The sequence below is a fragment of the Enterococcus florum genome (assembly GCF_004309355.1).
Lineage (GTDB): Bacteria > Bacillota > Bacilli > Lactobacillales > Enterococcaceae > Enterococcus_A > Enterococcus_A florum.
On sequence record NZ_BJCC01000006.1, the window covers coordinates 81,386 to 104,635 of the forward strand.

Here is a 23,250-nt window from a genome sequence, read left to right on the forward strand (position 1 = left end):
AATTATTGAGTAATAATCAAATTATATTTTTAACAACCCGACAAAATCACTTATTTCCCTTTAGAAAGTAATTTTCCGCTTTTCCTTGTTTTCATGAAAAAGCGTAGAATACATATTGGAAGTGTTTTAATAATATGTTAAATTAAGGACTGAGAAAAGGGAAAGGAGTCGATTAAATTGCATAGATGTCCAAATTGTGGTTTTGAGTTGGAAGATAAGATTTTTGCAGCTTCCAATGAACATCCTGTCTCATTTAAAAAAAGAGAGACAGATGTATTGACTTACTTAGAACAGACAGCGAGCGAAAGCGAATGGCTCGAATTGAGTCGGATGCCGGCAGGTTTTGTTGAAGATCCCTCCCATTCTAAAGACTCTCCGATAAAGATAGACACTGACAGATTTGCCGATGAGTTTGAGATCAACCCTGTATTAGCCAGATACATTCAGGAACATAAAGAAGCTGAGAAAGTTGCACAAAAACTGGCGCATGAAGATACAAAGAATGACTTGTTTTCAAGAAAGGCTCCGGAAATACAAAATCAACCTGTCAAACAGACGACGAAAAAAAGGCGCCGAAAGAAATCTTTGATTGTATTATGTATGGCTGTGTTATTACTTGGCGGATCAGGGTATTACGTCTACCAAGCGAAAGAGGCTGAGGCCCAACGGATCGCTGCTTTAGAAAAGGACAATAAAGCTTGTGATCAGGTTGAGAAGAAGATCAAGCAATTCTATTTGGATCAAGATCAGACGTACGTCGATCCAGAAATGGTTTGGCAAGATCGAGAAGCATTAGAAAAAGAGTTAAAACAAGTAAAGGACACGAAGCGTTATGATCAGTTAAAAGCTTCCTATGACCGATTAGTTGAAAAGACTGAGCAATTGAAGGAAGTCAACTTCCTATTTACTCATCGAGCAATTCAGGGAGACGAGCTTTCATCTGAAATGACACTAAAAAGAGACATGCCTGTTAATCTGACGGTTGATACAGGAGATGAAGCGTTTGATCAACTTTTAAACGAGGCTGTTCGTCAAGCCAAAGAACAATATCGTCAGTTGGACGAGGCAAAACAAAAAACAGCATTGCTTTATCAAGGGGAAAAAGTCAACGCAAGAGTGACACGTGAACAATATGATCAAGCAGCAGCAGCAGTCAAGGAAGTCAAAAATCAGCAGCTTGTGAAGGTACAAAAACAACAGCTGGCTGCTGTCGATCAGTTTTTAACCGAGACGGAAGAATACACGATAGAGTGATCGATAGCCAGGGCGGTCGACCCTGGCTTTTTTAAAGGAGAGAAGAAAATGGACGAATTATTAGGACAAGTTTTTACAGCACTTGTCATGGATGAAAATGAGACACATTACTTTGTGCAGAAAAATGGGGTGACCTTTCGTCTATCCAAAGAAAAAGAGTTGGCGATTGGAGAGATGGTCGAAGGATTCGGCTATGTTAACCAAAAAAAAGAAGCGGTGTTTACTTTAGAAATTCCTCAAGTTCGCGTAGGCCATTTTGCCTTTGGTGAGGTAACTGACGTTCGACGAGATTTAGGTGCATTTGTCGATATCGGTCTTCCTGACAAGGATATGGTGGTTTCTCTCGATGAAATGCCGACGATGAAAGAGCTTTGGCCCAAAAAGGGTGATCGATTGATGATCAGCATTCGTGTGGATGAAAAGGATCGCATGTGGGGAACTTTAGCAGACGAGACATTGTTTCATTCGTTAAGCCGCAAAGGCAGTGCTGAAATGCAGAATGAAAACAAAAAAGGAACGATTTACCGTTTGAAGGTAGCTGGCAGTTTCTTGATCACGGAAGACTTGTATCTCGGATTTGTCCATCCTTCTGAACGGTATGTAGAACCTCGATTGGGTGAGGTAGTCGAGGCTAGAGTGATCGGAGTGAGACCAGATGGTGTGTTGAACATGTCTCTCAAACCACGATCCCATGAAATGATCAATGATGATGCTGCTATGATTTTAACGATGCTTGAACGAAACAGTGAACACAAACTACCTTATTGGGACAAGTCCTCTCCCGAAGAGATCAAACAATTCTTTGGCATCAGTAAAGGACAGTTTAAACGAGCAATCGGTCATTTATTGAAGGAAAAACGGATTGTCCAAGAGAATGGATCGATACGATTGAAAACTAATTGAGAATGACTTGCGAAAACTTCTTGAATAAATTATAATTATTCTCATGAAATAAGTTCGTTTTTGATTCTTACATTATAATTATTCTAAACAGCGGGAGGATTTTTTGATGAATGCAGCACTAGCGTTACAAAAAACCAAGAAACAATTACATGACTCAGGATTCAAGCTGACACCGCAACGTGAGGCGACTTTATTGGTGCTGCTGGAAAACGAAAAAGATCATCTTTCTGCTGAAGAAATCTATTTTTTAGTCAAAAAGAAAAGTCCTGAGATTGGATTAGCGACTGTTTACCGTACGCTGGAGATTCTTACTGATCTGCACATCGTAGATAAAGTCAGTTTTGATGATGGCTTGGCTCGATACGATTTGCGTAAAGAAGGAGCAGAACATTTTCACCATCACCTGTTGTGTTTAGAGTGCGGCAATATTGAAGAGATCGAAGAGGACCTGCTAGGCGGTGTGGAAGAGATCGTCGAATCACGGTATCACTTTCAAGTAAAGGATCATCGTTTGACCTTCCATGGTATTTGTTTGGCTTGCCAGCAAAAGGCCGAATAAATAGTTTTTTAAAAACGATCAGGATAGCTTGTGATCGATTGGTGAAGTCCCTTGAAAAGATAGTGAGATTGACTATCCAATCAAGGGACTTTTTGGTATGATAAGGCGAAAGTGGTGAAGAGATGGAGGAACAAATCAGCGAATACCTGCATTATTTAACGATTGAGCGCGGGTTATCCGTGAACACACGAATCAGTTATGAACGCGATTTGAATCAATACCTTTCTTTTTTGAAAGAAAATAATTTGAAAAACTGGCAGGAAGTTGATCGGTATTTGGTTATCGCCTTTTTGACTAAGTTAACTGAAGACGGCAAGGCTGCAACGACGATTACTCGAATGATCTCCAGTTTGCGCCGTTTCCACCAATTTTTAAGACAAGAGCGATTTACGGATCACGACCCCATGCAGCACATCGATAGTCCAAAAAAGGCCCAGAAATTACCGCAGACGCTTTCGTTGACAGAAGTTGAAGCATTGATTGCCACACCGGATACTAGTACAACACTAGGAATCAGGGACCGAGCGATTTTAGAGGTGATGTATGCGACTGGTCTTCGAGTCAGTGAATTGATTGGTTTAAAATTAGGAGACATCCATTTAGAGATGGGACTTTTGCAAACACTTGGCAAAGGAGAGAAAGAACGAATCGTTCCATTAGGCGATTATGCGATTCACTGGCTGCAGCGTTATCTTTCCGAAGCACGGCCTTTGTTGACTGCAAAAACTCCTCGCGAAACACATCTCTTTGTCAACAATCATGGTCGGGGCCTTTCGAGGCAAGGAATTTGGAAAAATCTAAAACAAATCGTGTTGAAGGCCGGCATCAAAAAGGATGTTACCCCCCATACCTTGCGACACAGTTTTGCGACGCATTTACTTGAAAACGGGGCTGATTTGCGGACGGTTCAAGAACTTCTGGGGCATGCTGATATATCAACGACACAGATCTACACTCATATTACAAAACGACGAATGACCGACGTGTACAAAGAATTTTTCCCGAGAGCTTGATTGGAGGAGTTAGCGATGATTACTCTTTATAGAAAAAACCAACGGAAAATTGCCATGGGACTTTTAAGTTTTCATAAAAACCTTCACGAACACCGCCATCTTTTGAAAGAGATCGACACCTATGAAGAAGATGAAAAGTATCAGTTGTATTGTTTTTACTGTGACGGATCTTCTAAAAATGTACAGGGCTTGATTGGAATCAGTCTCGATGATGCACAAGAACTAGTGCTGCACGATATTTGTTTAAACCCTTCCTATCGAGGCGAAAGATTAGGCTATGAGATGATGGATCAATTGCAGCAGGCACATCCAGATCATCGAATCATTGGAACCAGAGCAACAGCTGCATTTTTGGATAAGTGGAAAAGGAGCAGGGGAATAGAATAAATGGAAGCAATCAATTTGAAATTAGATGTCTTTGAAGGTCCGCTGGATCTTCTTTTACATTTGATCCAGCAATTAGAGATCGATATTTACGATATCCCGATTGCGAAAGTAACTGAGCAGTACATGGACTTTATCCACGCAATGAAAACTTTGGAACTCGAGGTAGCTGGAGAGTATTTAGTCATGGCCGCAACACTGATGTCGATCAAGAGCCAGATGCTTCTGCCGAAACCCGAACTGGTATATGATTATGAGGAGGAAGAAGGCGAAGACCCACGAGATGCCTTAGTCCAACAGTTATTGGAGTATCGCAAATACAAATATGCCGCTTCTCTTTTGTCTGAGAAAGAAGCAGAGCGTAGTTTGTACTTTACAAAAGAACCGATGAATTTAGCTGAATATGAAGAAAAGCTGCCTCCACTGCCAGCTAATCAGGTTAACACGATCGATTTATTTTTAGCTTTACATGATGTGCTGCAACGGCAGAAAAAGAGTCAGCCGATTGAAACGACCGTCGCAGGTGAAACAGTATCGATCGAAGACAAGGTCGCCGAATTAAATTTACAATTGGATCGATTATCTGCTGGAGAAGGCATTTCTTTGGATAGTCTGTTTACGCAGTACACGAAAGAGGAATTGATAACTACATTTATGGCCCTGCTGGAGTTGATGAAAAAAGGGGCGGCAGTGGTCCAACAAGAAGAAACATATGCCCCTATTGTTATATTTAAGGGAGCACTGATATGAGTTTAATGAGTCAAATCGAAGCATTGCTTTTCGTGGTAGGAGAAGAAGGGATCGAGCTGGAGGAACTGTCCTTTGCGATCCAGCGATCAACTGCAGAGATCTATCATGAAATGGCGAATCTAAAAGAAAAATATACCGTGGATGAGGCTTCAGCGCTGACGATCTTAGAGGTTGGCAATCATTTTGTGCTGACGACCAAAAAAAAATATGCACCTTTACTAAAAGAATTCGCTCGTTCCCCTTTGGCCAATCGGCTGAGCCAGGCGGCACTTGAAACGTTGTCGATCATTGCTTATAAACAACCAATCACGCGCGGAGAAGTCGATGAATTAAGAGGTGTCCAGTCTAGCGGAGCAGTTCAAACCCTGGTCTCTAGACAGCTGATTGAAGAAAAAGGACGCGTGGAAGGTCCGGGACGAGCTATTTTGTATGGCACGACAACGTATTTTATGGATTATTTTGGATTAAGGGATTTAAACGAATTACCAGATGTTCAACAGATGGAAGAAGATTTGGCCGAAGACGAGGAACAACTGGATCTTTTTTACGACCGATTCAAGGAAGAGGATGACATTTAATGGAAAGACTGCAAAAGGTGATTGCCCACGCTGGAATTGCTTCAAGAAGAAAAGCTGAAACACTGATTACGGAAGGCCGTGTAAAAGTCAATGGTGAGGCAATACGAGAGTTAGGGACAAAGGTCAGCAAAAAGGATGTTGTCGAAGTAGACGGTCTGCCAATTTTTCAAGAGGAGCCTGTCTATTACTTGTTTTATAAACCGCGCGGCGTCATTTCTGCCGTTACCGATGATAAAAATCGAAAAGTAGTCACTGATTACTTTCCAGGAGTTTCAGAAAGAATCTATCCTGTAGGTCGTCTTGACTATGATACTTCAGGCATTTTACTGCTGACGAATGATGGAGATTTTTCTCAGCGTTTGGCTCATCCTAAGCATCAGGTGGACAAAGTATATGTAGCAAAGGTAAAAGGCTTAGCGGACAAAAAGAATTTGTATCCATTAACAAAGGGAATCATGCTCGACGGCAAAAAAACCGCTCCAGCTCGTTATGATATCTTATCAACGGACAAGAAAACAGAGACGAGTATCGTACAGTTGACTATTCATGAAGGAAGAAATCATCAGGTCAAGAATATGTTGAAAGCAGTCGGACTGCCTGTTCAGAAATTGAAAAGAGAGACTTATGGTGATTTGACGCTTCAAGGCCTGCGCCCAGGAGAGTATCGCAGTTTAAATTCCCGTGAAATCAACAGTTTGTTGCATCAAGCAAAATAAGTAGGTGCAGTTACTTGTTTTTTGATAGTAAACTTGTTATAGTTTTTATAGATAAAAAAATAATTTAAGGTTCGTCTTCAGGGGCAGGGTGAAAATCCCGACCGGTGGTGATAGTCCACGAACTGCGCAAGCAGCTGACTCGGTGTGATTCCGAGACCGACAGTACAGTCTGGATAAAGAAGATAGGCTTATTTGAGTACGCATGTATTTAAGTAACTCTATGCTCTTTATGAAGCATAGAGTTTTTTTGCGATTTTGAGTGCAGATGGAAGATTTTTAAATCAATGATCGGTCAAAGCCGAACGAATAGAAAATCCAGCATTTCGCAACACATCATAGCCGCTTGAATAATCCTGTGAAGATGATTCCGAATAGGAGGATTTTCTTAATGAAGAACTTGAAATTACAAAAAATGACAGCTGTGGCTGTCGCAGCAGCTATGGGCTTGATCTTGCAGTTTATTGCGTTTCCGATCTTGCCGATGTTTCCTTTTTTGACCTTAGACTTTAGTGATATCCCTGTATTGATCAACATGTTCGTTTTTGGTCCATTTGTCGGGTTGGCAACGGCGTTTATGCGTTCACTGCTTCACTTGACGATGACGGGATTTTCATTGGATCACCTCATTGGAGATGCAGCCAGCTTTTTAGCTACTAGCATGTTCACTTTACCAATGTTTTACTTGTTTAGAAAAGACAATATGAAGAAAAAAGTAGTTGGCAGTGCATTGGGAATCCTAGCGATGACACTCTTTATGAGTGTTGCGAATTATTTCGTAATCACCCCGTTGTACTTAAAGGCATTTGGACTGTCCGCAGGGCAAATGCTGGGAATGGGGTTAGGAAGGTATGTCTTAATCGGTATCGTTCCTTTTAACATCCTTAAAGGAGTAACAGTAAGTGCCGTTTTCCTTGTACTGCATGCCAAATTGCTCCCTTGGCTGAGCAAGAAGAGTTTGGTGAAACATAGCCATTCCTCGATTTAACTCAAAAAAGGTGGATTATTTTTCCTGATCGAAAAACTTCAGGAAAAACAGTCCGCCTTTTTTTCTTTTGCATATGTTATAGTGAATCGTGTAAAAGAATTGCACGAGTGGGGCATCGACGTGTAGCCGCAAGAACGTGCTCTTCTTCAGAGACTGGAACAAACTCCTGCATGGCTTTTGCTTCTCCAACGAATACAACAATCCCCTCATCGGTATAGTCAAAAAAACTGGGAGCGATTGTTTGGCACAACCCACATGCAATACATTGTTCTGGTAGAATTTCACATTTCACAAAATCACCTTCTAGGAGAATTTTAGCATGACATTATTTATTCTATCGTTATTTCATACAGGACACAAGTTGAGAATCTCTACACTATATCATCTACTTGTCGGAAAAAGAACCAGCTCGGTGCAGCTGCATGGTTTCTTTTTCCAGAATCTTGGGTATTTTGGAGCCCTTCCAGAACTTACTGAGACTCAGTTTTATTCAGTCATCCAAAGATTGAACAAAGCTGGATTGATTCTTGAGACAGACGGATTTGGACAACTTACGACTAAAGGAAAGAATTATCTCGAGGAAGGAGAACGGCCTTCATTAGAGTGGATCAACGGGTTGCGTTTCGGGCGTGGGCGAGCGGCTTGCTGGCAAATGACATTATTGGCACTCCAGGTGGTCAGTCATCTTTCTTATCACGAAAAAAACTATTTGCCGATTGAATCTCGTCCGTTTTATTTAAACCATGTAAAAAACTGGCTGGCGAACTCTTCCTCCGCTCTTTTTCGTGAGTTGATCGAGGAGTTGGAGCATCTTTTAGCCAAATTGCCTCAGGAACAGTCTGATTTTTTAGCAAATCAATTTAGTGGAAAGGATTTAGATGGGCGTGTGCCTTTTCAAATAATTCCTGAGAAGTGGCAGGATTCCCCTTGGCGAGAATTATATAGTAAAAATGCAGTTGATCGATTTTTGAGTGAGATACCGCACCAACCGAACTTATTTCGGTTGCTAAAGCCTTTAGATCAAGTGAATTATAATCAAAGCATGTTGAGAACCCAAGATTTATTTTTAGCGGGCAACACCTTTGAACAAATCATGGAAAAAAGAAAGCTGAAAGAGGGGACGATCAATGATCATTTGATTGAATGGGCCTTATTAGACGAGAAGTTCCCTTTCGATCGATTTGAACTGATCTTTTTTTCGGGTGAAACACAGGTAGTTCAACTGTCGCATAAAGCGCATGCTGAACTACCCTACGTTGTATTTCGTCTTTCTCAAATCCATTCGTTGAAGGAGCTGCGCAAATGAATCTAGAAAAAGCATTGCATCACTATTTTGGGTATACGAGTTTTCGTCCGGGACAAAAAGAAATCATTGCACCAATCCTTGAAGGGGAATCGGTTTTTGGGATGCTGCCGACTGGAACGGGGAAGACGCTATGTTATCAACTCGCTGGCTATTTAATGGAAGGAACCGTCCTCATTATTTCTCCTTTGATCTCATTAATGGAGGATCAGGTGACCCAGCTTTCTCTGAATGGGGAAAAGCGCGGCATTGCCTTAAATAGTTTATTGTCTAAGGGTGAAAAACAGTTTGTACTGCGACATTTAGCATCCTATAAATTTGTGTTCATGAGTCCAGAAATGTTTTTGGCGGAGCCGGTACAAACGGCACTAAAACAACTAAAGGTCGCATTTTTGGTTGTTGATGAGGCCCATTGTATTTCTCAATGGGGGGTAGATTTTCGTCCAGAATATTTGAAACTGGCTGAAGGTATCCAGCAGCTGAACATCTCACCTGTTTTAGCCTTAACTGCCACAGCTACTCAAGCGGTCCGTGGAGATATTCAGCATCTTTTGTTTCAGCGATCCGTCAAAGAAGTAATTCACCCTGTGGATCGTCCGAACATTCGCTTATTTGTCCGTCAAGGTGAAAAAATGCAGCAATTAAACGCTCTTGTCAGCTCTTTGTCTGGTGCCGGAATCATCTACTGTGCTACTCGCAAACAAGTAGAGAGAATTTACCATGCAATTAAACAGTCGGAATCTGTCGCTTACTATCATGGTGGTTTGACAGGACAGGAACGGCGCATGCTTCAGCAACAATTTTTAACAGGGAAGCTGCGGCTGCTGATTGCCACCAATGCCTTTGGGATGGGCATCAATAAAGAAGACATTCGATTTGTAATTCATTACGATTTGCCTGCCTCTCCTGAAGATTATCTCCAAGAAATCGGCCGAGCTGGAAGAGATGGCAAAACCAGTCAGGCGATCCTTTTATATAACGAGGGAGACGAAAAGATCCATTATTTTCTTCAAAATCAAACTGCAGAAGCTAAACGACTTTTTCAAACAAAGCAGAAGGAAGCAATTCAAGAACCTTTAGTCCAAAAATGGCAGCATTTTTTTGCGGATCGTTCAGATGAATTACTGCAGTTACTGGAACGAAAAGAAAAAACGAAGCACAATCAGCTTAAAAGCATGCTGGCTTATATCCAGACTGAAAATTGCCGCAGAGAATTCCTAATTCATTATTTTGATCAACAGTTGATCCGCAAGCCGCAGGTCTGTTGTGATTTAGACCATGCTGAATTGATTGAAGATTATACTCAAATTCAAAAAGAGCAGGAAGTTGCTTCCTGGCAAAGTATTTTAAAAAAATTGGTTAAAATCAAGTGAAAGATTTGAAAATTAAGCCACTTTTTTTTGACCTATGGTATAATATTTTGCGATAGCAATTAGGAGGTAGAGTAAATTGAGTAGAAGAGATCGTAATCAAGAAGAGAACAATGAACCTTGGGATCAACATATTTATGAGAATGAGACCGAAGACTCTAGCTCTCGTCAATCTCGGCAACAACAAAATAAAGGTGGGAATACACGCTTTTTAACGATTTTAGTTATCTTGCTTTTATTATTGATATCGATCCCGACCGGTGCCTACTTCTTGGTCACAAGAGATACTGGTCAACCAGCGGCAACACCGGCGAGTACGACGCAAGTGACGTCTGAATCTTCTAGTGTCGAGTCATCTGAGTCCAGCACTGAAGAATCAAGTACAGTTGAATCAAGCGAGAGCAGCGAGGCTCCAGTAGAGTCGGCTCCCTCACAAGCACAGCCAGAGCAAACAACACCTTCTGAACCTGAGTCTTCTGCTGATGAAGCAACCGGCAATGAACAATTTGCCACCGTACAAGCAGGTGATGGACTTCAACAAATCTCGCAACGTACCGGAGTTCCAGTTGAGGAGATAGCTCGATTGAACGGGATAACGATTCAAGGTGGAACTTTTTCACCAGCAATTAATCCTGGACAACAGTTAAGAATTAAGTAAAGAATCTATTGTGAGATTCAAGCCGTAATCTTTCCAAAGATTACGGCTTATTGTTTGAAAGGAAGATTTCATGAATAAGTTTTCAATTGCCATCGATGGTCCAGCCTCATCAGGCAAAAGCACCGTCGCAAAAATATTAGCGAACGCGTTCAATTTTGTTTATGTCGATACAGGTGCAATGTACCGCACTGTCACTTATCTAGCAATTCAGCATAAAATCGAGTTTTCTGATGAAGACCAACTGACTGAATTGATTAGACGTTACCCGATCTCTTTTAAGCAGACCAAGGAAGGTCAGCTGGTTTTTGTCGAAGGAGAGGATATCACTCAAGCAATAAGACAGGCGGATGTAACGGCTGCTGTGTCAGAAGTTTCCGCCCACAGGAAGGTTCGTGAAGAGCTGGTTGAAGCGCAAAGACGGATCGCAAGCTCTGGAGGGGTGGTAATGGATGGCAGAGATATTGGTACTGTCGTGCTGCCTAAAGCCGAAGTTAAAATCTTTCTAGTGGCAAGTGTTCAAGAGCGTGCAGAACGCAGGCACAAGGAGAACCTTGAAAGAGGCATCGAAAGTGATCTTGAAAGCATTCAAACGGCAATTGCTCAGCGGGATTATCTGGATTCTCATCGGGAGGTGTCTCCATTACTTCAAGCTGACGATGCGATCCGAATCGATACGACTGGAATGACGATCGAGGCAGTCGTATCGGAAATCAAGGACATTATCCACCAAAAAGGGTGTTGATTTACGGGTTTTAAAAAAAATAAGGCGAATTTCTCGTTCTTTTTGATAAAAAGCGGAGAAATCGCTTTATTTTTTTTAAGGAATATTCTAAAATAGGGGATGTAGTGTATTTACGTATGAATTGTTGGTTAGGAGGACAAACGTCATGACAGAGTTAGAGCAAAACCAAATGGATAACGAAAATGTTTCCATGGAAGCAGCAATGGAAAGCGTACAAGAGGTTCAAGTCGGCGATATCGTCAAAGGCGAGGTGCTTGCTTTAGAAGATAAACAAGTCATCGTTGGTATTGAAGGTGCGGGAGTTGAGGGGGTTGTTCCTGCAAAAGAGCTTTCTACGTTACCCGTCGAGGATATTAGTGAAGAAGTGAAGGTTGGCGATGTCCTTGATTTAGTTGTCATTTCATCGATCGGGAAAGACAAAGAAAATGGAAGTTATTTACTTTCCAAACGTCGCCTGGATGCGAAGAAGGTTTGGGAAGATATCGAGAAGGATTATGAAGCGAACAAGATTATTGAAGCCCCTGTTACCAGCAGTGTGAAGGGTGGTTTAGTAGTTGATGTAGGCGTACGTGGTTTCGTACCTGCTTCAATGATCGATGACCATTTTGTAGATGATTTTTCGACATATGTTGGAAAAACATTGGCTTTTAAGATTATTGAGATCGAACCTTCTGAAAATCGCCTGATTCTTTCTCACAAAGCTGTTGTAGAGGCAGAAAAGGCAGAAAAGAAACAAGAAATCTTAGGAGAACTTCATGAAGGCGACGTGATCAAAGGTCAGGTAGCGCGTCTAACTGATTTTGGAGCATTTATTGATCTTGGCGGTATTGATGGCCTCGTTCACGTGTCCGAAATTTCTCACAGTCATGTTGGCAAGCCGGCAGATGTATTGTCTGTTGGGGATGAGGTAGAAGTTGTCGTACTATCCGTTGATCCTGGAAAAGAACGCATTTCGTTGTCTATCAAAGCCAACCTGCCTGGACCATGGTCTGATATTGAAGACAAAGCAGCACCTGGTACTGTTTTAGAAGGTACTGTGAAACGCTTGACCAGTTTTGGTGCGTTCGTTGAGATTTTCCCAGGGGTAGAAGGACTTGTGCACATTTCTCAAATCTCACACAAGCATATTGCTACGCCGCATGAAGTATTGCATGAAGGCGATGTGATTCAGGTTAAAGTTCTTGAGGTACACCCAGACGATCATCGTGTGGCTCTTTCGATCAAAGCGTTGGAAGAAAAACCTGAGGAAGAAAAAGAAGAACCGGTTGAAGAATCTTACGAAATGCCAGAGGAAAGTACTGGATTTACGATGGGAGATATTCTAGGGGACGCTTTGAATGATAACTCTGACGAGGAATCTGAATAAAGAAAGTACAAAGACGTGCTGCGGCGCGTCTTTTTCTTTAGAAAGTCAAAATATTTTACTCCCTTCTTGCAAGAAGGGAGTTCTTTCGTTAAACTAAGGAGAATTGTCCGTTCGATAAGGAGAACTGTTCGAGCGTTGATCCAACGCTTGCTAAGAACGAATATATGAATTCAACAAGGAGCAAACAAATGTCAAATCCAACAATAGCCATCGTAGGGCGTCCGAATGTCGGAAAATCAACGATCTTTAACCGGATCGCTGGCGAACGCATTTCGATCGTCGAGGATACCCCCGGCGTAACAAGAGATCGCATCTATGCCAAAGGGGAATGGTTGACTCATGAGTTTTCCATCATTGACACTGGTGGAATCGATATTGGGGATGAACCCTTTATGGAACAAATCAAGCAGCAAGCGCAAATTGCAATCGATGAAGCCGATGTGATTTTATTTATTACTAGTGGGCGTGAAGGAGTAACAGACGCTGATGAGGCGGTAGCGAAAATTTTATACCGCAGCAAAAAGCCAGTCATCTTAATGGTCAACAAAGTAGACAATCCAGAAATGCGCAGTGAGGTCTATGAGTTTTATTCATTAGGACTAGGCGATCCTTACCCGGTTTCGGGAAGTCATGGTCTGGGTCTCGGCGATGTATTAGATGAAGCCGTGAAGCATTTTCCAGATGAAGAAGAAAATGAAGAGGATGAAACGATTAAATTTAGTTTGATCGGTCGTCCAAACGTCGGAAAATCTTCATTGATCAATGCGATTTTAGGGGAAGACCGAGTGATCGTTTCTGACATTGAAGGAACGACGCGTGATGCCATTGACACGCACTTTACAAGTGAAAACGGCCAAGAATTTACCATGATTGATACCGCGGGTATGCGAAAACGCGGCAAAGTTTACGAAAACACCGAAAAATACAGTGTGATGCGAGCGATGCGAGCCATTGATCGTTCTGATGTTGTACTGGTCATCTTGAACGGTGAAGAAGGCATTCGTGAACAAGACAAACGCATCGCTGGTTACGCGCATGAAGCAGGCAGAGGGATCATTATCGTCGTCAACAAGTGGGATCTTGTCAAAAAGGATACCAACACGATGAAAAAATTCGAAGAAGAAATCCGTGAAGAGTTTGCTTATCTTGATTATGCACCGATCATTTTCGTATCTGCATTGACGAAACAACGATTGAATAAGCTACCGGAATTAATTGAGGGTGTCAGCATGAATCAAAATATGCGTATTCCATCCTCTGTGTTGAATGAAATTATTATGGATGCTGTGGCGATCAATCCGACACCTACGGATAAGGGAAAACGATTAAAGATTTTTTACGCGACGCAAGTTGCAGTTAAGCCCCCGACCTTCGTAGTATTTGTCAATGAAGAAGAATTGATGCATTTCTCCTATTCTCGGTTTTTAGAGAACCAAATACGCAAAGCCTTCGAGTTTGAGGGAACGCCGATCAAAATCATTCCTCGTCGAAGAAAATAGGCATTTTATCATATTATGCGGCTTGTGACAAATGTTTTTTTTCAACCAGTGAAAATGCATGAATTTTGTGTCATAAAATGGTAAAAACCTTGCTATCACAAGGTTCTTATGCTATCGTTATATCAGAATATTGACCAAATCAATATTTTTTTCTAGAAGCTGGACCACTCAGCGACTAGAATGATGTATTTACATCAGACTCATTTCTTGGGAGGTGAATTCATTCATGGCAAACAAAGCGGAATTGATCGAAAAAGTTGCAGCAGCTACCGATTTAACTAAGAAAGATGCAACAGCAGCTGTTGATGCTGTTTTTTCAACAATCCAAGATGCTTTAGCTGAAGGTGAAAAAGTTCAGTTGATCGGTTTTGGTAACTTTGAAGTTCGTGAACGTGCGGCTCGTAAAGGACGCAACCCACAAACTGGAGAAGAAATCGAAATCCCTGCAAGCAAAGTACCTGCGTTCAAACCAGGTAAAGCATTAAAAGATGCTGTCAAATAAGACCAGCATAGGAGCCCTTGTCTAGCAAGGGTTCTTTTTTTTTAAAAAAAAGAATATCGAGCGCGTCTTTTTAGGCTTATTGCGATCCTAAATTTCTAGTATGTTTCAACTAAATGAAATATAATAATACTAGAGAGTAAAAAAGGGTGGTGAGAGAATGGAAGTCAGTTATCAAAAGGATCAGCAGAGAACCTCTGTAATTTACGGGGAGACCGTGGCAACCATGATGCGTCAAGAAGACCTTTCAAATCGTCAGATTTTAATTTGCGGCAATCAGCGTTATTATGACTTATATGCCGATAAATTGGCTCAATACATACCCGATTCCAGTAGACAGGATTGGTTTATCACGACCAATCATCGTTATTGCAATGACATGGGAAATTTTAAAGAGTTCGTTCATTTTATTAAACGATTTCCTAAGCAGGAAGAGATTCTTTTTATCGGGATCGGCAATGAGGGTGTGATCGAGCTGACCTCTTTTTTACACCATGTCTCTAATTTGAATAGTCGATTATGGCTGATTCCTGTTTCTATTCGCTCTTTTGCCCAGAGTTTGTCCTTTGATAATCAGATTTTTTTGCTGGAATCAATGGACCCTGTGCTGCGAGTCAAAGAAAATGCAGAATACATCTTATTTGACCACACCTTGGCTGACCAGCAAACGACTGGGAAAATGGTTGATTTGTTAAGCTTCATTCGTTGCGGAATCGTTTGCGAGCATGCGTTCCTACAAACCTTGTATACGAGTTTTCCTAATCGTCAACTGTTGATGCAGCGCTCGTTTTCTGCGTTTATTGAATCACTAATCCATTATTACCAGACAGAGGCTGGGACGATATCACGTTTTGGAAAAAGCTTTGAGCGAGCCTTTTTTCAAACGGAGAATGGGCATTTGCTTTCCAATAGTATGAAGAACATGTTCGGTTTGCTGCTGGAGCTGTGTTGGAATATCAAGGCGAGTGATCTAGATTTCAATTTTAAAAACTTTATGATATGGTTGATGAGTTTAGGGTATCCTTTGGTTTTGCCGGAACAGATCTCTTTAGGGGAATATGGGCAGCAAGTAATTTCTTTAGCGAAGGAAATTCCTATGGATCAGCTAAACGAGATTGGTGTAACGGGTGGACAACGCGTTCCAACAGAAACAGAGCTAATTGAGACGTTTAAGTATTATCAACAATTATTAGATGAGATTAGAGGAAATTAAATGACATATAGTGAAAGAATGTTAGCTGCACTTCAAAATGAAGAATTGACGGAAGCCAACCTAATGCTGGAGCAAGCATTGCAAAAGGACGCTCCAGAGATGTTGGCAAGTCTCGCTCAAGAATTGCAAGTGATTGGTTTTTTAGAGGAGGCAAAGCGAGTTTACCTGCACTTGTTAACGATCTTTCCAGAAGAGGATTCCTTCTATCTATTTTTAGCCGAGATTGCGATCGAGGATGATGAGATCGACCAAGCATTTGAGTATCTAGAAAAAATCACTCCGGCAAGTGAAAATTATCTGGAGAGCTTGTTGATCATTGCCGACTTATACCAGGTATTAGGTATTCCGGAGGTCAGCGAAGCCAAGTTGATCCAAGCCAAATCCTTGGCACCGGATGAACCATTGATTCTGTTTGCTTTAGCAGAGCTTCATTTTTCAAACAATCAACTTGGTGAAGCTATCAATGAATATGGTCAGTTGAAAAAACAAGGGCTGGAGGAAGTTGCAGGCGTGTTGCTGGATGAGCGAATCGGCAGTGCTTACAGCATGATGGGGGGCTTTGAAGAGGCCCTGCCGTTTTTAGAAAGTGCCTTAGAAGAAGACCATACTTCTGATCGACTCTTTCAAGTCGGCTTCACTTATTATCAATTGCATGATTATCAACGAGCGATTATGTATTTGCAGGAATTGATCGCTCTTGAGCCAAATTATCAAAGTGCCTACTTTATTTTGGCAGAATCCCTGAAGGAGGAAGAACAATTAGAGGAGGCTTTTGAGACAGCAGAACAAGGAATCAAAGAGAATCCTTTTCAGGTCGAATTGCTTCATCTTGCTTCTGAAATTGCTTATCGCCTGCATGACCGTAAGAAGGCAGAGGAATTATTGGAACAAGCGTTAGAAACGGGAGAAAAAACCGATGAGACACTGTTAACCTTAAGTAATCTTTATCTGAACGAGGATGAACCTGAAAAAGCGATCGAAATGATCGGGAAAATGGAAGAGGATGACAATCCTTATGCCGCTTGGAATTTGGCACAGGCTTATAATGCAATGGAAGAATTCGAGCTTGCTGGAACCTATTACCAAGAGGCATATGAGGCCTTGAATCATGAACCCGATTTTTTGAAAGAATATGGAATCTTCTTAAGAGAGGATGGCAAAATTCCTCTGTCAAAACAAGTCTTGACTCAATACTTAGAACTGGAACCCGGAGATTTAGAGGTGTTGTCACTTTTGGACGATTCAACAGAGAGGTGATCGTATGATTGATGTAGCTGAAAAAAGAAGTTTTCTCGTTTGGTTGATCAACCATGTTTCTTTTCGTCGTCGTGAAGTTATTTGGATTTTGAATTATTTGATTAATCATGAAACGATCTTAAACAATGTGCATATCGTTGAAAATGCTGATCTAACAAAACGAGGGTTAGTAATTCATGACATTACTCATGAAACAGAACCCATGGTCCTTCATATTCAAAATCAAGCATTTACGAATAGTGATCAAATTTTCCATGAAATTCGCTTACATTGGCAACAGCCGCTGTATTTAGAATGTATTTTTCCAAATTCTTGGCACAATGAACAATATTTGTCTGTACTAGAAGACAATCCGGAGATTTCATGGAACGATTCTGTCAGTGAAGAAATTATTCAAGAAGTAGAGAATTATATGGAACGAGAAGAAAAGGAAGCCAAAATGAGGTTGCTGAACCATCAAATCGACCGAGCGCTTGAAGAAGGCGATCGCGAAGCCTTTTTACAGCTTTCTGATGAGATCAATCGGTTAAAAATGTCAATTTGTGAAGACGAATTAATGAAATAAAAGAGGAAAGCAGCTGACTTCGAACTGAATGAAGTCTCTGCTCTCCTCTTTTTTTTCTAACTTCGCTTAAGAAAATATCTTTTTCGCTGTGGTTTAAGGTAGGTGAAGCCTTCACCCATAACATCGTGAACATTAGTGATGGAAATGAAGGCTTTCTCGTCCATATGATGGACAATTTTTTTAACTTCATTTAATTCCTGGGGTGCAACGATGATATAGACGATTTTTTTAAGTTCTGAAGAAAAACCGCCTTCTCCGTGCATATACGTTACTCCGCGTTCTAAGTGTTCCATCAGCAGCTGAGCAATTGCTTCGTTTTGATTTGAAATGATCATGACTCCTTTGGCTGTGTATCCCCCTGAAGACAAGACATCTACAACCTTGCTGAAAACAAAGGAAACGATCAGGGTGTACATCATCCGTTTCAAATCTAAATACGTTAGGGAACAAAGCAATACGATCGCATCAAAAACCAGCAGCGATTTTCCCATCGTTAATCCCTTTTTTTGCTCCAAAATACGCGCGATCACATCTGCACCGCCCGTCGTACCGCCATAACGGTAGACAACCCCACTCCCAAAACCGGCAAACAATCCTGCTAGGATCGACACAATAAATAAGTCATGGTCCAAATTGATCTCAAGGGGAACACGCTGCCAAATCCAGAGAAAGACAGACAAACTGACTGTTCCTAAAATGGTGTAATAAAATGAACGCTTCCCCAGGACTCTGCCTCCGATCAAAATCAATGGTATGTTGATGATCAGTGTAGAATAAGCAGGATCGATGCCAAACAAGGCACGAAAAATCAACGTAATCCCTGTCACTCCGCCCTCAGCTAAATGATTGGCGATATTTAAATACACGAGGCCAAATGCGTAGATCGCCGTTCCCAAGACAATAAAAAAAACCTCTTTTATTCGTGTTGTTGTCGTTTCCATAAGCCCCTCCTTCAATAATCTTTCCCACACTCAACATAGCATGAAATCTCAAGACTTACAACAACTTGATAGGAATGATGGTCTTTTTTTGATAAGATAAGTTTGAGGTGGTAATGAATGGAAGAAAAAACATTGGCAAAGATGCAGCAAGAAGTTGACGACTATATTCAACAATTCAAAGCAGGTTATTTTTCTCCTTTGGCTCAGATGGCCCGCTTAACAGAAGAGGTTGGAGAATTAGCTAGAGAGGTCAATCATTACTATGGTGAAAAGCCAAAAAAGGCAACAGAAAAAGCCAATACCGTTGCTGAAGAATTAGGGGATGTCCTGTTCGTCACGATGATCATGGCAAATTCGATGGATATTGACTTAACAGAAGTGTTCATTAAAAATATGGATAAATTCAATCAGCGAGATCAGTTTCGTTTCGAGCGAAAAGATGGCCGGAAAAAAGGGGAAAACGCATGAGATTAACTAGTCTGCCTCTCGAGTTTCAAGGCGCAATGCCAATTTTACGCTCTTTGCATAACGCCGGCTATGAAGCTTATTATGTTGGCGGGAGCGTCAGGGATATTTTACTGAACAAACCGATTCATGATGTGGATATCGCAACCAGTGCGTTTCCGGCAGAGGTAAAGGAACTTTTTCGTCGAACGATCGATGTAGGCATTCAGCACGGCACGGTAATGGTCATAACCAAAGAAGCCACCTATGAAGTCACTACCTTTCGTACGGAATCAACCTACCAAGATTACCGCAGGCCAGACCATGTGGAATTTGTTCGTTCATTGAAAGAGGATCTGAAGCGCAGAGATTTTACAATCAATGCCTTGGCTGTAGGAATCGATGGAGAAGTGATTGATCTTTTCGATGGCTTAAGTGATTTGAGAAATAAGATTTTGCGTGCCGTTGGCAACCCGTATGAACGATTCCATGAGGATGCTTTGCGGATGATGCGTGCCTTGCGTTTTGTCAGCCAACTAGGTTTCAATCTAGAGCCTCAGACGTTTGAGGCGATTTATGAGTACCATTCGCTGCTGGCAAAAATCTCTGTCGAGCGAATCAACGTAGAGTTTGTAAAGTTATTGATGGGGTCCTTTCGACAGGCGGGCCTTCGCTCTTTTGTTGAATCCGAGTGCTACATCTACTGTCCAGGACTAAGAAACCAAGGAGAAGGCCTGCTGCGATTTGCCGAGCTGGGTGGTCCAGCAATTCCGACCGAAAGACAAGCCTGGACTGTACTGATAGATTGCTTGGGATTGGCTGAACAAGAGATCCAACCATTTATGAAGGAATGGAAATGCTCCAACCAGCTAATCAAGGAAGTACGCCAAATGGTACCCGCTCTTGCGTACCGAAAGCAGCATGAATGGAACGACTGGCAGCTATACCAGTTAGGCAGGGAATTGGCATTGTCTGTTGACTATTTATTGTATTATTTCCATCAGGAGCCCAATCTAGCGAAAATTCGATTGATGTATCAAAACTTGAAGATCCACTCAATGAAGGATTTAGCGATCAAGGGCAATCAATTGATGGAGTCTTTTGATTATCCGCGAGGGCCGTGGATCAATCAAGTGTTAAGAGCGATCGAAAAGGCCGTCGTGGATCGACGATTAGAAAATCATTCGGAAGAATTAATGAACTTCGCAAAGGACTATTTACGAAAGGAGCAGCCATGACTAAGTATACAATGACGTTTTCTGTGACCAGTAACGACACTGCAAAAAAGCTGGGTTCAGGTGATCTCGACGTGTTAGGAACACCGCGTTTAGTTGCCATGATGGAGCATTGTGCCAAAGATTTGCTTAGAAAGCAGTTGAAGGAGGAGGAGACAAGTGTAGGGTATAAGCTTGATTTGAAACACTTAGCCCCTACTACTGTAGGCAGCGAGCTTACCATCAATGCAGAGTTGGTAGAGCAATCCGGGAATCGCGCGTTTTTTGTGCTGGAGGCCTATGAGCAGGACGTGCTGGTAGGCAAAGCGAAACATGAGCGGGTTGTTGTGGATTCAGCGAAATTCTTGGCGAAATTGAACCAAAATCACAATATGTGACCGTTTGCTGGATTGTATGATACTATTTATTTATATCAAGTAATGATCGATGGACATTTCAACTGGAGATGTCGCAGGACTTGAGAACCAGTCTATTAATAGGCAAAAGGAGAATGATCATGGAAAAAGGAATGACAGCTTTAAAATTTTATTTCCGCAATGGAGAGACTTGGACGATCGAACGTCGGTATATCGGTGACTTGTGGATCAAACAAATTACAACGAGCTTTGGCCGGATCAATGGCAGTGAATTTGTTGAGATCCATCCTTGTGCGGGATTCAAGATCGAAATTTATCAAGAAGGCGACTATGTTCAAACTGCTGATATTAATTTAGGCGGCTTAGAAATGGGTATGTTCGATCGTGCAAAAAAATTCGAAGATATTGAACGGATGGAAATCATCTATCGCAGCGGCAAACCGGATATCGTTTATTTTCCTTATAAAGACAAAGACAATGAAGGATTGGATAACGTTTATCAATCCACAAAGGTCTCTGAAAAAACTAAAAGTCTGTACATCGTGATCGACCCAGATAAAAATGTGGATGACGTGTACAAAGATCAATTCTAATTAATCAATAAAGTCCTAAGAATCTGGCATTCTTAGGCTTTTTTTATGTGGAAAAAGGGTCTTTTTGGACTCTTACACGATCGATTTGGTACATGAAGAAGGGATGACAAACAAGATTCAAGCATTTCTTTGTGCCTCTTTTTTTGTTACAATAGCGGAAGAAAATATGAGGGACGACGTATATGAAAGAATTAAAGGTAACAAATCTAATAAAAACATTTGGGGATAAAACGTTGTTCGATTCGATCTCATTTTTGGTCCACGAGAGGGATCGAATTGGATTGATCGGTGTAAACGGCACCGGAAAATCAAGTTTATTAACTATTTTGGCAGGACTTGATAGTGGTGATGGCGATATTTCTGCTATTGAAAAGAGCAGTGACTATCGCATAGGTTATTTGTCTCAAGAACAGCAGTTTGATCCTGAGATGACAGTCTTGGATGTGGTCTTTCAGGGCGACAATGCGTTGATGCAAACGGTTCGTGATTACGAGCGGGCGTTGCTTTCGTTGAATGCCGCTGCAGAAGACCCTGCATTGCAAGCTCGTTTTGCGAAGGCAGAAGAAGCCATGAATAAACAATCCGCGTGGAGTGCGGACAGTGAAGCGAAGGCCATTTTGAATAAGCTTGGGATCGATACCCTCGAAAAACGGATTAGGGATCTTTCGGGTGGTCAAGTAAAGCGAGTAGGATTGGCACAGGTATTAATTGATGCACCGGACTTGCTTTTGTTGGATGAACCGACGAACCATTTGGACTATGATGCGATCGAATGGCTGGAAAACTATTTGAAGCATTACCAAGGAGCTCTCTTGATGGTGACCCACGATCGGTACTTTCTTGATCGGGTAACCACTCGTATTTTTGAATTGTCATATGGTACATTATATGAATACCAGGGGAATTACGAAGCCTATGTTGCAGAGAAAGCGGAACGTGATCGTGTGGCTGCTGAACAAGAAGGGAAACGAGTTCAGCTTTATAAACAAGAACTAGCCTGGATGCGAGCGGGCGCCAAGGCACGAACGACGAAACAACAGGCGCGAATCCATCGGTTTGAAGATTTAAAAGAAAATCTCCATCAGGTTCACTTAGAGGATTCGCTTGAAATCACTTTGGCGACCACTCGCTTAGGGAAAAAAGTCTTGGAACTGAAGGATGCCTCTTATCAAATTGAGGGCAAGCAGATTTTACAGCACTTTGATCTTTTGATACAGGCTGGAGAACGTCTCGGCATCACCGGAAAAAATGGTGCTGGGAAATCAACATTGCTAAACATTCTGGCTGAGCGTATTCCACTGGATAGCGGGGTGTTGGAGGTTGGTGAGACCGTTCGATTGGCTTATTATACGCAGCGCAATGAAGCTATGAATCCTGAAAAACGAATGATTGCCTACCTGCAGGAAACAGCAGAAGAAGTCAAACAAAAGGACGGTACACATATTGGTGTAGCCGAACTACTGGAACGATTCCTATTTCCTCGATTTATGCATGGAACATTGATCGGCAAGCTTTCGGGGGGTGAGAAGCGCCGGCTGTATTTACTAAAACTGTTGATTCAGCAACCCAACGTATTATTACTGGATGAACCCACAAATGATTTGGACATTGCAACATTGACGGTACTCGAGGATTATTTACAAAGTTTTGCGGGTTCAGTCATTACAGTTTCACACGACCGATATTTTTTGGACAAGGTAACACAAAAGCTCCTAGTATTTAAGGGAGATGGACTGATCGACGTTCATTTTGGATCAATCATGGATTATCTATCTCACCAGAAGAAAGAATCTAAATCATCAAAACCAGAAAAAACAACAGTCTCTACCAAACCTAAGAAGAAAAAAATGTCGTATATGGAACAAAAGGAATGGGAGACGATCGAAGAAGAGATTGCTGAGCTTGAAACAAAAAACGAGCAGTTAACAGAAGAAATGACGACTTATCAAGGTGATGACTTTACCAAACTTCAACGTCTGCAGCAGGAGATTACAGAAACGGAGACACTGCTGGAGGAAAAAATGATGCGTTGGGAATATCTAAGCGAGATCGTGGAGGGACATTAAC

Annotated in this window: 26 protein-coding genes and 1 riboswitch; of the genes, 24 read left to right on the forward strand and 2 right to left on the reverse strand. The window is 41.6% G+C overall.

Annotated features, from left to right (window positions below; genetic code table 11):
- Positions 1-177: 177 nt before the first annotated feature.
- From NRIC_RS03250 to NRIC_RS03290, 9 genes are all read left to right on the forward strand, one after another.
- Complete coding sequence (locus NRIC_RS03250) at positions 178-1,254, forward strand: cell division site-positioning protein MapZ family protein (RefSeq protein WP_146621272.1); 1,077 nt, start codon at positions 178-180, stop codon at positions 1,252-1,254.
- Between the two features lie 48 nt (positions 1,255-1,302).
- A complete protein-coding gene (locus NRIC_RS03255) occupies positions 1,303-2,157 on the forward strand; it encodes a CvfB family protein (RefSeq protein WP_146621273.1) in 855 nt (284 codons plus the stop codon).
- A gap of 106 nt (positions 2,158-2,263) precedes the next feature.
- Positions 2,264-2,716 carry a ferric iron uptake transcriptional regulator gene (fur, locus tag NRIC_RS03260; RefSeq protein ID WP_146621274.1) on the forward strand — a complete coding sequence of 151 codons (453 nt, stop codon included), beginning with the start codon at positions 2,264-2,266 and terminating at the stop codon, positions 2,714-2,716.
- Positions 2,717-2,838: 122 nt separating this feature from the next.
- On the forward strand, positions 2,839-3,729 hold the full coding sequence (gene xerD, locus NRIC_RS03265) for a site-specific tyrosine recombinase XerD (protein WP_146621275.1): 891 nt from the start codon (positions 2,839-2,841) through the stop codon (positions 3,727-3,729).
- 15 nt (positions 3,730-3,744) lie between these two features.
- Positions 3,745-4,116 carry a GNAT family N-acetyltransferase gene (locus tag NRIC_RS03270; RefSeq protein WP_146621276.1) on the forward strand — a complete coding sequence of 124 codons (372 nt, stop codon included), beginning with the start codon at positions 3,745-3,747 and terminating at the stop codon, positions 4,114-4,116.
- Positions 4,117-4,863 carry a segregation/condensation protein A gene (locus tag NRIC_RS03275; RefSeq protein ID WP_146621277.1) on the forward strand — a complete coding sequence of 249 codons (747 nt, stop codon included), beginning with the start codon at positions 4,117-4,119 and terminating at the stop codon, positions 4,861-4,863. It abuts the gene before it with no gap.
- The gene (gene scpB / locus NRIC_RS03280; protein ID WP_146621278.1) at positions 4,860-5,441 is read left to right on the forward strand and encodes an SMC-Scp complex subunit ScpB; all 582 of its coding nucleotides are present in this window, start codon (positions 4,860-4,862) and stop codon (positions 5,439-5,441) included. The genes NRIC_RS03275 and scpB overlap by 4 nt, the downstream gene beginning before the upstream one ends.
- Positions 5,441-6,157 (forward strand): pseudouridine synthase, encoded by a 717-nt coding sequence (locus NRIC_RS03285; RefSeq protein WP_146621279.1) that lies wholly within the window; start codon positions 5,441-5,443, stop codon positions 6,155-6,157. Before scpB ends, NRIC_RS03285 begins: the two co-directional genes overlap by 1 nt.
- A gap of 69 nt (positions 6,158-6,226) precedes the next feature.
- Positions 6,227-6,345: riboswitch (FMN riboswitch) on the forward strand.
- Positions 6,346-6,545: 200 nt separating this feature from the next.
- Positions 6,546-7,142 carry an ECF transporter S component gene (locus NRIC_RS03290; RefSeq protein ID WP_146621280.1) on the forward strand — a complete coding sequence of 199 codons (597 nt, stop codon included), beginning with the start codon at positions 6,546-6,548 and terminating at the stop codon, positions 7,140-7,142.
- 76 nt (positions 7,143-7,218) lie between these two features.
- Here the strand turns inward: NRIC_RS03290 and NRIC_RS03295 are convergent, their stop codons facing one another.
- Positions 7,219-7,434 (reverse strand): ferredoxin, encoded by a 216-nt coding sequence (locus tag NRIC_RS03295; protein WP_146621281.1) that lies wholly within the window; start codon positions 7,432-7,434, stop codon positions 7,219-7,221.
- A 27-nt stretch (positions 7,435-7,461) separates the two neighbouring features.
- Here NRIC_RS03295 and NRIC_RS03300 point away from each other — a divergent pair, with 27 nt between their 5' ends.
- From NRIC_RS03300 to NRIC_RS03345, 10 genes are all read left to right on the forward strand, one after another.
- On the forward strand, positions 7,462-8,448 hold the full coding sequence (locus NRIC_RS03300; RefSeq protein ID WP_146621282.1) for a helix-turn-helix domain-containing protein: 987 nt from the start codon (positions 7,462-7,464) through the stop codon (positions 8,446-8,448).
- The gene (locus NRIC_RS03305) at positions 8,445-9,818 is read left to right on the forward strand and encodes a RecQ family ATP-dependent DNA helicase (RefSeq protein ID WP_146621283.1); all 1,374 of its coding nucleotides are present in this window, start codon (positions 8,445-8,447) and stop codon (positions 9,816-9,818) included. The genes NRIC_RS03300 and NRIC_RS03305 overlap by 4 nt, the downstream gene beginning before the upstream one ends.
- Positions 9,819-9,894: 76 nt before the next feature.
- Entirely contained in the window at positions 9,895-10,473 is a 579-nt protein-coding gene (locus NRIC_RS03310; RefSeq protein ID WP_146621284.1) for an SAG1386/EF1546 family surface-associated protein, read from the forward strand.
- A 70-nt stretch (positions 10,474-10,543) separates the two neighbouring features.
- Positions 10,544-11,215, forward strand: a complete 672-nt coding sequence (gene cmk / locus NRIC_RS03315; protein ID WP_146621285.1) for a (d)CMP kinase — start codon at positions 10,544-10,546, stop codon at positions 11,213-11,215.
- 145 nt (positions 11,216-11,360) lie between these two features.
- On the forward strand, positions 11,361-12,581 hold the full coding sequence (rpsA, locus tag NRIC_RS03320; protein ID WP_146621286.1) for a 30S ribosomal protein S1: 1,221 nt from the start codon (positions 11,361-11,363) through the stop codon (positions 12,579-12,581).
- A gap of 188 nt (positions 12,582-12,769) precedes the next feature.
- Entirely contained in the window at positions 12,770-14,080 is a 1,311-nt protein-coding gene (gene der / locus NRIC_RS03325) for a ribosome biogenesis GTPase Der (protein WP_146621287.1), read from the forward strand.
- A gap of 226 nt (positions 14,081-14,306) precedes the next feature.
- A complete protein-coding gene (gene hbs, locus NRIC_RS03330; protein WP_010744623.1) occupies positions 14,307-14,582 on the forward strand; it encodes a non-specific DNA-binding protein Hbs in 276 nt (91 codons plus the stop codon).
- Positions 14,583-14,739: 157 nt separating this feature from the next.
- Positions 14,740-15,792, forward strand: coding sequence for a hypothetical protein (locus NRIC_RS03335; RefSeq protein ID WP_146621288.1), 1,053 nt, complete (start codon positions 14,740-14,742; stop codon positions 15,790-15,792).
- A complete protein-coding gene (locus NRIC_RS03340) occupies positions 15,793-17,049 on the forward strand; it encodes a tetratricopeptide repeat protein (protein WP_146621289.1) in 1,257 nt (418 codons plus the stop codon). It abuts the gene before it with no gap.
- A 4-nt stretch (positions 17,050-17,053) separates the two neighbouring features.
- Positions 17,054-17,614, forward strand: coding sequence for a YpiB family protein (locus tag NRIC_RS03345; RefSeq protein WP_146621290.1), 561 nt, complete (start codon positions 17,054-17,056; stop codon positions 17,612-17,614).
- A gap of 56 nt (positions 17,615-17,670) precedes the next feature.
- Here the strand turns inward: NRIC_RS03345 and NRIC_RS03350 are convergent, their stop codons facing one another.
- Complete coding sequence (locus NRIC_RS03350) at positions 17,671-18,555, reverse strand: YitT family protein (RefSeq protein WP_146621291.1); 885 nt, start codon at positions 18,553-18,555, stop codon at positions 17,671-17,673.
- Between the two features lie 117 nt (positions 18,556-18,672).
- On the opposite strand from NRIC_RS03350, the gene NRIC_RS03355 reads away from it, so the two are divergent.
- From NRIC_RS03355 to NRIC_RS03375, 5 genes are all read left to right on the forward strand, one after another.
- Positions 18,673-19,023, forward strand: coding sequence for a nucleotide pyrophosphohydrolase (locus tag NRIC_RS03355; protein ID WP_146621292.1), 351 nt, complete (start codon positions 18,673-18,675; stop codon positions 19,021-19,023).
- Entirely contained in the window at positions 19,020-20,237 is a 1,218-nt protein-coding gene (locus tag NRIC_RS03360) for a CCA tRNA nucleotidyltransferase (protein WP_146621293.1), read from the forward strand. The genes NRIC_RS03355 and NRIC_RS03360 overlap by 4 nt, the downstream gene beginning before the upstream one ends.
- The gene (locus NRIC_RS03365; RefSeq protein ID WP_146621294.1) at positions 20,234-20,611 is read left to right on the forward strand and encodes a thioesterase family protein; all 378 of its coding nucleotides are present in this window, start codon (positions 20,234-20,236) and stop codon (positions 20,609-20,611) included. Before NRIC_RS03360 ends, NRIC_RS03365 begins: the two co-directional genes overlap by 4 nt.
- A 119-nt stretch (positions 20,612-20,730) precedes the next feature.
- The gene (locus NRIC_RS03370) at positions 20,731-21,183 is read left to right on the forward strand and encodes a hypothetical protein (protein ID WP_146621295.1); all 453 of its coding nucleotides are present in this window, start codon (positions 20,731-20,733) and stop codon (positions 21,181-21,183) included.
- Positions 21,184-21,365: 182 nt separating this feature from the next.
- Positions 21,366-23,249, forward strand: a complete 1,884-nt coding sequence (locus tag NRIC_RS03375; RefSeq protein WP_146621296.1) for an ABC-F family ATP-binding cassette domain-containing protein — start codon at positions 21,366-21,368, stop codon at positions 23,247-23,249.
- Position 23,250 lies beyond the last annotated feature (1 nt).

What these genes read in the sequence shown, in the direction of transcription:
- NRIC_RS03255 (WP_146621273.1), top strand. Translation starts at nt 1,303, where the DNA reads ATGGACGAATTATTAGGACAAGTTTTTACAGCACTTGTCATGGATGAA.
- fur (WP_146621274.1), top strand. Translation starts at nt 2,264, where the DNA reads ATGAATGCAGCACTAGCGTTACAAAAAACCAAGAAACAATTACATGAC.
- xerD (WP_146621275.1), top strand. Translation starts at nt 2,839, where the DNA reads ATGGAGGAACAAATCAGCGAATACCTGCATTATTTAACGATTGAGCGC.
- NRIC_RS03270 (WP_146621276.1), top strand. Translation starts at nt 3,745, where the DNA reads ATGATTACTCTTTATAGAAAAAACCAACGGAAAATTGCCATGGGACTT.
- NRIC_RS03275 (WP_146621277.1), top strand. Translation starts at nt 4,117, where the DNA reads ATGGAAGCAATCAATTTGAAATTAGATGTCTTTGAAGGTCCGCTGGAT.
- scpB (WP_146621278.1), top strand. Translation starts at nt 4,860, where the DNA reads ATGAGTTTAATGAGTCAAATCGAAGCATTGCTTTTCGTGGTAGGAGAA.
- NRIC_RS03285 (WP_146621279.1), top strand. Translation starts at nt 5,441, where the DNA reads ATGGAAAGACTGCAAAAGGTGATTGCCCACGCTGGAATTGCTTCAAGA.
- NRIC_RS03290 (WP_146621280.1), top strand. Translation starts at nt 6,546, where the DNA reads ATGAAGAACTTGAAATTACAAAAAATGACAGCTGTGGCTGTCGCAGCA.
- NRIC_RS03300 (WP_146621282.1), top strand. Translation starts at nt 7,462, where the DNA reads ATGACATTATTTATTCTATCGTTATTTCATACAGGACACAAGTTGAGA.
- NRIC_RS03305 (WP_146621283.1), top strand. Translation starts at nt 8,445, where the DNA reads ATGAATCTAGAAAAAGCATTGCATCACTATTTTGGGTATACGAGTTTT.
- cmk (WP_146621285.1), top strand. Translation starts at nt 10,544, where the DNA reads ATGAATAAGTTTTCAATTGCCATCGATGGTCCAGCCTCATCAGGCAAA.
- rpsA (WP_146621286.1), top strand. Translation starts at nt 11,361, where the DNA reads ATGACAGAGTTAGAGCAAAACCAAATGGATAACGAAAATGTTTCCATG.
- der (WP_146621287.1), top strand. Translation starts at nt 12,770, where the DNA reads ATGTCAAATCCAACAATAGCCATCGTAGGGCGTCCGAATGTCGGAAAA.
- hbs (WP_010744623.1), top strand. Translation starts at nt 14,307, where the DNA reads ATGGCAAACAAAGCGGAATTGATCGAAAAAGTTGCAGCAGCTACCGAT.
- NRIC_RS03335 (WP_146621288.1), top strand. Translation starts at nt 14,740, where the DNA reads ATGGAAGTCAGTTATCAAAAGGATCAGCAGAGAACCTCTGTAATTTAC.
- NRIC_RS03340 (WP_146621289.1), top strand. Translation starts at nt 15,793, where the DNA reads ATGACATATAGTGAAAGAATGTTAGCTGCACTTCAAAATGAAGAATTG.
- NRIC_RS03345 (WP_146621290.1), top strand. Translation starts at nt 17,054, where the DNA reads ATGATTGATGTAGCTGAAAAAAGAAGTTTTCTCGTTTGGTTGATCAAC.
- NRIC_RS03350 (WP_146621291.1), bottom strand. Translation starts at nt 18,555, where the DNA reads ATGGAAACGACAACAACACGAATAAAAGAGGTTTTTTTTATTGTCTTG.
- NRIC_RS03355 (WP_146621292.1), top strand. Translation starts at nt 18,673, where the DNA reads ATGGAAGAAAAAACATTGGCAAAGATGCAGCAAGAAGTTGACGACTAT.
- NRIC_RS03360 (WP_146621293.1), top strand. Translation starts at nt 19,020, where the DNA reads ATGAGATTAACTAGTCTGCCTCTCGAGTTTCAAGGCGCAATGCCAATT.
- NRIC_RS03365 (WP_146621294.1), top strand. Translation starts at nt 20,234, where the DNA reads ATGACTAAGTATACAATGACGTTTTCTGTGACCAGTAACGACACTGCA.
- NRIC_RS03370 (WP_146621295.1), top strand. Translation starts at nt 20,731, where the DNA reads ATGGAAAAAGGAATGACAGCTTTAAAATTTTATTTCCGCAATGGAGAG.
- NRIC_RS03375 (WP_146621296.1), top strand. Translation starts at nt 21,366, where the DNA reads ATGAAAGAATTAAAGGTAACAAATCTAATAAAAACATTTGGGGATAAA.